The organism is Pseudoalteromonas sp. SK18, assembly GCF_001974855.1.
Classification (GTDB): Bacteria; Pseudomonadota; Gammaproteobacteria; order Enterobacterales; family Alteromonadaceae; genus Pseudoalteromonas.
Window position 1 is genome coordinate 77,755 of sequence record NZ_MTQB01000018.1, and the last position, 6,728, is coordinate 84,482.

A 6,728-nucleotide genomic window follows, 5' to 3' on the forward strand; every position below is an offset into this window, starting at 1 on the left:
CATGAAAAAAACAAAAAACTATACAAACCCACAATTTTTATCCTTGCTCTCGGATGAAAACACTTTATTTACACAAGACTGTAATCCAGATGAGCTTAGTTTTGATAATGGGGTCACTATTCCTAACGACTTTGTGTTATGTCGCAATGCAAAAGGTGCAGTAACTGCCATTTTTTCTGGGCTAACATGGGACTTTACGCCCTACAGACTATCGACCAAAGGGACGTGTTCAATTTTTTGGGGAAAACTAGCTGTTAGTGGTGATGATAAGTTTGATAAAAGCACGCTTATAGAGGTGAAAAAGATATATGTTCTTCTAATGTTTTTGGCTAAAAATGGTAAAGCAGGTCCACTTTCAGTAACTACGTTGAAAAGTTATGCGAGTGAGTTGTTCTCAATAGTTGAATTCGTAGTGAAATTACAAAAAAATAGGATGCTGGGGAAGATCAGCGTTCAGGACATATTATCAAACAAGAGCTATCTTGCGCATTATGCAAAAACGTTGACGAAGAAAAATAAGCAGCGTTTGCATGCATTACTAATGCAGTTGAAAACAATCGGTGAGGAAAATATTGGTTTTGATGTTGTTTATGATAAAGGCTTACACGAAACAATACCGCATAAGCAGCATCCTATTATTCCGACTAGAATCTATCTTGAACTTATTAATCATTTAACAGATGAAAGACAGTATATTCATAAAAATATTGAAAGATTAGGTCGGTTTATACGTGAATTTAAAGATCCCCACTACGGTATAAATAGAAAAGAGCAGAAAAAGCAGGCTAAACTAAATAATGTAAAAGATTTTACTTGTCGTGCCACGTTTCCTGAGGCGGTGGCAAGGTATAAAATGAAAGATGTGTTTAAACATTTTGATGTTGAAATCAGAAGCCGGGCTTCACTTGTAATGCTGATAGGGGTTATCCAGTATAAAATGAAGTTTCTCATCCATTTATATACTGGCATGAGAAATGATGAAGTTAACAGGTTGCCGTATCAGTGTGTTCACGAAGAGGTTTTGCAAGCTGAAAAGCTAGGTGAAAATGGAGAATCTTTAGCTGCATCCGAACTTATCCATGTACTCTCTACGACAACTAAGTTCACAGGGTATCGCAAAGAAGAGTCTTGGCTAGCGCACAACTCTGTAGTAAATGCTGTTTCATCGCTTCAAACTATTGTTAGGGCTTATTCTGATATAGTGGGCGGGACGCCTGATAGTTACCCTTTACTTATTAGTACGGTTAAAATTTTTATGAAAAATCATTTTGATACTGATAGGTCTGAGGTTATCTCTTTTAAACCTCGCCACTATACTTTCCTTTCAAATCCTGAATTTCTAATAACAGAAGACGATTTCGAAGTCTTGCAGGCTAGTGACCCTGACCGAAGCTTTGCGAAAGAAAAGAAATTTAGCATAGGTATGCCATGGCCCCTTACTTCACATCAATCGAGAAGATCTCTGGCTTTTTATGCGCTGAATAGCGGTTTTGTGTCGTTGCCAACGCTTGCAAAACAATTTAAACACCTCAGTCAGGAAATGAGTAGGTATTACAGTCGCAATTTTGAGAATGTGAAAACAATTTTTGGTCATTACGATGTAAAAACTAAGAAGTATGTTTTGCCCTTAAACCATATTGCTTTAGAAGTGCAAGTAGGAATGTCATTGGAAACTGCAGAAGCCATTTTGAACGATCTCATGAATGAAGATACTGAGCTACACGGAAAAACAGGTGGTTACTTAGAAAGACAAAGAAGCAGGCTTAACACTGGTGAGGTACTTGTTGAAGAATTGAAGAGTGAAACAGTAAAAAAGGTAAATAATGGTGAGTTTAATTACAGAAAAACATTGCTAGGAGGATGCACTAACGATGATATTTGTGAATGTTCAATTTTAGGAGAGTTTGCTGATTGTTTAACTAGTTCATGCGCGGTTATTAAGTTTGAAAACGTTGATAAATTGATAATCTCAACAACAAAAGAACTATCGTCCTATCATCCAGACTCGGTTGAGTACTTAGCCACTAAGGAAGAATTAGATGAATTGGTCAGATATAAAAATAATAAGAAAAGTTTGATCAAATCTTAGATAAAGTTAATTAAGCAAGGAGTAATACCATGGCTTTAAAAGATTGTTATGAAGCATTTGAGCGACTTAAGGTAGGAAAAGGTACAAAGGATGGTTGTATAGGTCTTGCTCCAGAGTTAATTACTCCTGCGAGAGTATCCATTGAAGCTGGACATGACGCAGGTTATCTGAAGAAAAGTCGTAAACAACACACCGGCCTTATCAGTGCAATTTTGGCTTATCAACATAAAAACACCTCAACAACACTGTCCAAAGCAGAGACTAAAAGGCGCTCAGTTCAAAGAATTAGTAGGATAGAAACTGAGTTAAAACTTACAAAAAAACGACTAGAGGATTCTTTAGCAAGAGAGCTAAAATTGGTTGCTAAAATTCGAGAGCTTGAAGAAGACTTGTATAAGCAATCTAACGTCGCCCGCCTCAACGTCTAGTTTGGGTTTAAACCACTAATATTAATCTTTCAAGACCAGTATAAAAATAATCTGATGGATGGTTTGTGAATTGTCATTACTGTAAAGTGGCTATCAGATAATATTAGATTGTGCTTGGTATTTAAATGGATGTCTCAGGTTTCTTAACATATTTTGCCGTTTTAGCGGCCCTTTTAGCGTTATCATCAGAAGAAAAAAAATTAGAGTTAGCGATTAAGCTTAAATTTAAAAGGTGGATTGTTAGCTGCATAAATATCATGAAATCGTTAGACCAAAACTTATAAAGTTGGTGTATGCTAAAACTCCATTTGGGTCTTTAGCAAGCAGTTTTTGTTGGCGTAGAAAATCATTCCAATTTTAGCAAGAAGTTTGCCGAAGCTAAGATATACTAATATTATTAGTCCATTAGACCTAATCTATTGGGTGAAACAACAAACTTATTCAAAGTCAGGTTATTGCTCATAACCATTTGTCAGATAAATATAAACAGATTCTTCAAAAACTGTAAGGTCAGAGGGGAGCTACTACACTTATGATAATCACACTCATTCATAATAGGAATATCGAAAGAGAGCATATAGTAGGTCAGAAGTAATTTTTATTAATATCAAATTACTATCAATAAAACCTCATAATTGAACTTCTTCTAGCTTTATGCTGAAAAACCCTGTTCAAGTCCACGAATAGTCCGTTTAATTAGCTCACGTCCACGTATAGTATTTATAACAGAAAAAGGTTTATGGCCATCAAATTGGATATGTGGTGTGCTTAACCAATAATTCCATCTATTTACGTTATAAAAATAAGAAACACCAAATAATGATAGTTTTGCTAGCTCCAACATGCTCTGACTTGTCGATAGATTAAAAGGTTTATTACTCTTTTGATGGCGCTCTATTGCCTTAACACTAATCCCTGTTGCTTCTGCAAGTAAAGTAACGTTCCAGTGCAAGCTTTGTCTAAATAGTATTGCGTCATTAAACATTATGCCAGAGCTAATAATTTCCATTTCATCCAACGGATTAGAGCTATAGGTTATTTTTCCGCCTGTCACTATTTTTATGAAATCGATATAGGAATCAGCCTTCTTCAAATTGCACTTATTCATAGTAAATACCATCAATTATTAAATAATACATAGACTTTTGCGTCGGCGGTACTAAGTTAAATAGTTACTTTAATTCGCTAAAACCTAGAGCTAAAGTCTCTTGTTTGAAGCGTCCAAATATATTAACTACCTGTTCGTAAGATTTAGTTAAAAAGTGTGATTCATTTTGCTCTTTAATATTTGAATTGCTAGATATGTCATTGTCAGCCTCAAAATCTGTTATGTGGATTAAATGTTTAGTTTTTTTATCACCTAAAGAAACTTTGTTTAAAGTAATCGCTGTTACATCATTCATGATGGGTGATTTCATCTTATCAAATTTAACAACATCAGCCTCAAAAGGGACGTCTTGTTTAACACGGTAAGCATATTCTAAGAGCTTCGGTTGTGCAGGCATATACAAAACAGCATTTTGATTTTTTGAAGAGGTAACTCTAAGGATTCGACCTAATATTTGTCTGAAATGCATTTCTGTTTTGATATTAGTTAAATGACAGCATACTTGTAACCTCGGTATGTTTGTACCTTCGCTAATCATACCTACCGAAACAATCCATTTGCTGGAACTATGTCTGAATCGTTGAATAATTTCAGTAGGTTCACTTTCTCGATAGGTAACAACACTACACTCTTCATTAAGGTATGATTTAAGTAGGTTTGCAATATTATTTGCGTGTTCAACTGAACTGGCGACAATTAAACCTGCAGCACTTGGAGAAGATGAGCGAATATAGCTTAACTTTTTTTGTGCAGACAAAAGTATATATTTAATAACCTCCTCATTTTCTATGACGCTTTGGTAAGACACCGCAGACTCAGAGAGTAAGCTTTTGAAACTATTAAATCTTTTTGTTTCTTCATCTCCAACAATCGAAATATTGCTATTATCAATTGCTACTATTTTAGGAATTCGGCAAACATCGTCTTGAATGGCCTCTGCAAGACCGTAGACATAATCACACGAAATCTTATTGCTAGGGTATAAATAATTTGAAAGAGTAATTGGCGCAGTGTCAGATCGCCAAGGTGTTCCGGTTAACGCCAATGTATAAGTAGCTTTGTCTTTGATGTTTCGTATTATTTGTTCACCCCAAGCGTTAGCATTTTCGATATTTGAGCCTGCACAATGATGAATTTCATCAAAAATAACAAATACACGAAATCGAGAAAATAATTGCCAAAATGTCTTATCTAAGTACAGCAAGCTTTGATAAGTTAGTGAGCTTCCTTTAGCACCCAATAGTCCATCAAAGCGTTCTTTGGTTATTGTTTGTAGGCTCTCACAAAAATCATTTGCGACGATAGATGCAGGAGAAAAACATATAACCAAATCAATATGGCCATCGCTTAACATTTTGTTTGCTAATTCAGAGGCCATAACGGTTTTACCCGCACCAGGAGTAGCCAAAGCTAAAAAATGTTTTTTCCCACCTAAGTATTTATTGAGTGCTAGATTTATACATTCAGATTGCCAAACTCTTAACTTCATGTGTTTTGCTGTTTCTCTTGGTTAATTAAGCTTTCTATGGCTTTAATTTTTCCTAAAATTTTAGTGTTATTATCTCTAGCTTGGTTGTACTTACTTTGTATTTCAGTGACTAATTCTGGGAATTCGTCGTAGAGCTCCTTGTAAGCTTCCGTCTCTCCGAGGTTTAACAATAATTCGGCTTTATAATGGTTTAACTTTGTTGTTAATGATTTTTTTATTTCGTCGCAGAGTTTTATCTGTTGATAATTATCAGTGGCATACACGATTAGCTTTTGAACATCAAACAGCTCAGTTTTAATAAAGCGGGTGCCTTTTCTCTTATTAGATAATTGTTTCCTCAACCACCCTTTCTTGACAAGCTTTAGAAGCTCAGCATACAACTTCCGACGAATTATTACAGGGTCTAAAAAAGGATCTTTACTGATAGCGATATAAGCTGATCTGACATCACTTGTTGTAAAGTTATTAAAGTTGGGAGCTTTAATTATTTGAACTACCAAATTGTCTATTTTCAAAAGAAATTCCAAACTACGTTAACCAAAAACCGACTGCTCCGCTAGCGGAGCAATTCTAGGCCTTTTATCTGTGACAATCAAGCTCCGCTAGCGGAGCAGGTTGGAACATGAATATTATTGGTAAGAACGTGAAAGTAATTAGGGAGAAGCTTGGATGGACACAAGAACAACTTGTAGCAAAGTGTAACCTTATTGATTGGCAAATTAGCAGGAGTACTTTAGCTAAAGTTGAGGCTAATGTTAGGAGGGTGACAGATATTGAAGTTCTGAAATTATCGATAGCACTAAATGTTTCTGTTAATGATTTGTTTGATATTTCGTGAATTTTTGATAAAAATTTGATGTATGCGAACAATAAAGTTTGAAACCTTAGGCGACAACTAGCTTGAGAAATGCCGTTTGGAAATTAAAAGAGGATAGGTAGCTTTGAGTATTTAAACTGACAGCGAAAACCAGTCATTAGCTAAGTAATGAAAGCTTTCCCTTTTTCACATGGATAAAGAACCTACAGTAAGCATAATATTTATAGCTGGCGATAAGTTACACTATTTGCTAATAATAGAAGCTCATAAATAAGGACATTTTCGCGTAAAAATAGGGAAAGTGTACTCTGATAAAACTGTTAGCACTACAAGGAGGTGTCAAGCGTGCCTGAAAGATTAGAACTTACAAAAAATGCTCAATTCTATGTGCCTAAAAACTCCATTGATGATTCAATCATAAATGATATTCTCGGTGCTGCTGTGGAAAATATGGATACTGGTACTCAGTTTGTTGTTGACCTTTTTAGATCTGATAAGAGAGTTGAAGAGTCAGAATTGGAATACAAGTGCTCAGTTAAAGTATTTCCCTCTGTTAGACCTGTATATTTTATTAATGAAGCTCTCGAAGATAGGGTATACGCATTTATTATATTGATTGAGTATCAGAACTATTTAGCAATCTTTAAAAAAAGTTGCGCAAATATATCTGTGAATCGCCCCGAGTTCATCGGAGACCAGTTTGTTTAAGTCAGGCCACTTTACCTGACTCGTTTAAATTATCATAGTAGTCTGTTTCATATTGAGCTGGTGAAATATACCCAATTGAAGATAATAAG

7 protein-coding genes are annotated in these 6,728 nt (G+C 35.2%); 4 read left to right on the plus strand and 3 right to left on the minus strand.

Annotation, left to right across the window (positions count from 1 at the left end; all coding sequences use genetic code 11):
• The first annotated feature begins 1 nt into the window (after nt 1).
• The gene (locus BW139_RS13425; RefSeq protein WP_139336337.1) at nt 2-2,089 is read left to right on the plus strand and encodes a hypothetical protein; all 2,088 of its coding nucleotides are present in this window, start codon (nt 2-4) and stop codon (nt 2,087-2,089) included.
• 29 nt (nt 2,090-2,118) lie between these two features.
• Entirely contained in the window at nt 2,119-2,517 is a 399-nt protein-coding gene (locus tag BW139_RS13430) for a hypothetical protein (protein ID WP_076920000.1), read from the plus strand.
• A gap of 652 nt (nt 2,518-3,169) precedes the next feature.
• On the opposite strand, the gene BW139_RS13435 is transcribed toward BW139_RS13430, so the two are convergent.
• The 3 genes from BW139_RS13435 to BW139_RS13445 form a co-directional block, all read right to left on the minus strand.
• Nucleotides 3,170-3,625, minus strand: a complete 456-nt coding sequence (locus BW139_RS13435) for an antitoxin Xre/MbcA/ParS toxin-binding domain-containing protein (protein ID WP_175611413.1) — start codon at nt 3,623-3,625, stop codon at nt 3,170-3,172.
• A 64-nt stretch (nt 3,626-3,689) separates the two neighbouring features.
• Complete coding sequence (locus BW139_RS13440; RefSeq protein ID WP_076920001.1) at nt 3,690-5,114, minus strand: DEAD/DEAH box helicase; 1,425 nt, start codon at nt 5,112-5,114, stop codon at nt 3,690-3,692.
• Nucleotides 5,111-5,629 (minus strand): hypothetical protein, encoded by a 519-nt coding sequence (locus tag BW139_RS13445; protein WP_076920002.1) that lies wholly within the window; start codon nt 5,627-5,629, stop codon nt 5,111-5,113. Before BW139_RS13445 ends, BW139_RS13440 begins: the two co-directional genes overlap by 4 nt.
• 107 nt (nt 5,630-5,736) lie before the next feature.
• Here BW139_RS13445 and BW139_RS13450 point away from each other — a divergent pair, with 107 nt between their 5' ends.
• Nucleotides 5,737-5,952 (plus strand): helix-turn-helix domain-containing protein, encoded by a 216-nt coding sequence (locus BW139_RS13450; protein WP_076920003.1) that lies wholly within the window; start codon nt 5,737-5,739, stop codon nt 5,950-5,952.
• 324 nt (nt 5,953-6,276) lie between these two features.
• Nucleotides 6,277-6,639, plus strand: a complete 363-nt coding sequence (locus BW139_RS13455) for a hypothetical protein (protein WP_254844971.1) — start codon at nt 6,277-6,279, stop codon at nt 6,637-6,639.
• The last annotated feature ends 89 nt before the right edge of the window (nt 6,640-6,728 follow it).

Excerpts from the sequence above, each read along its gene's own strand:
- BW139_RS13425 (WP_139336337.1), top strand. The coding sequence starts at position 2 with ATGAAAAAAACAAAAAACTATACAAACCCACAATTTTTATCCTTGCTC.
- BW139_RS13430 (WP_076920000.1), top strand. The coding sequence starts at position 2,119 with ATGGCTTTAAAAGATTGTTATGAAGCATTTGAGCGACTTAAGGTAGGA.
- BW139_RS13435 (WP_175611413.1), bottom strand. The coding sequence starts at position 3,625 with ATGAATAAGTGCAATTTGAAGAAGGCTGATTCCTATATCGATTTCATA.
- BW139_RS13440 (WP_076920001.1), bottom strand. The coding sequence starts at position 5,114 with ATGAAGTTAAGAGTTTGGCAATCTGAATGTATAAATCTAGCACTCAAT.
- BW139_RS13450 (WP_076920003.1), top strand. The coding sequence starts at position 5,737 with ATGAATATTATTGGTAAGAACGTGAAAGTAATTAGGGAGAAGCTTGGA.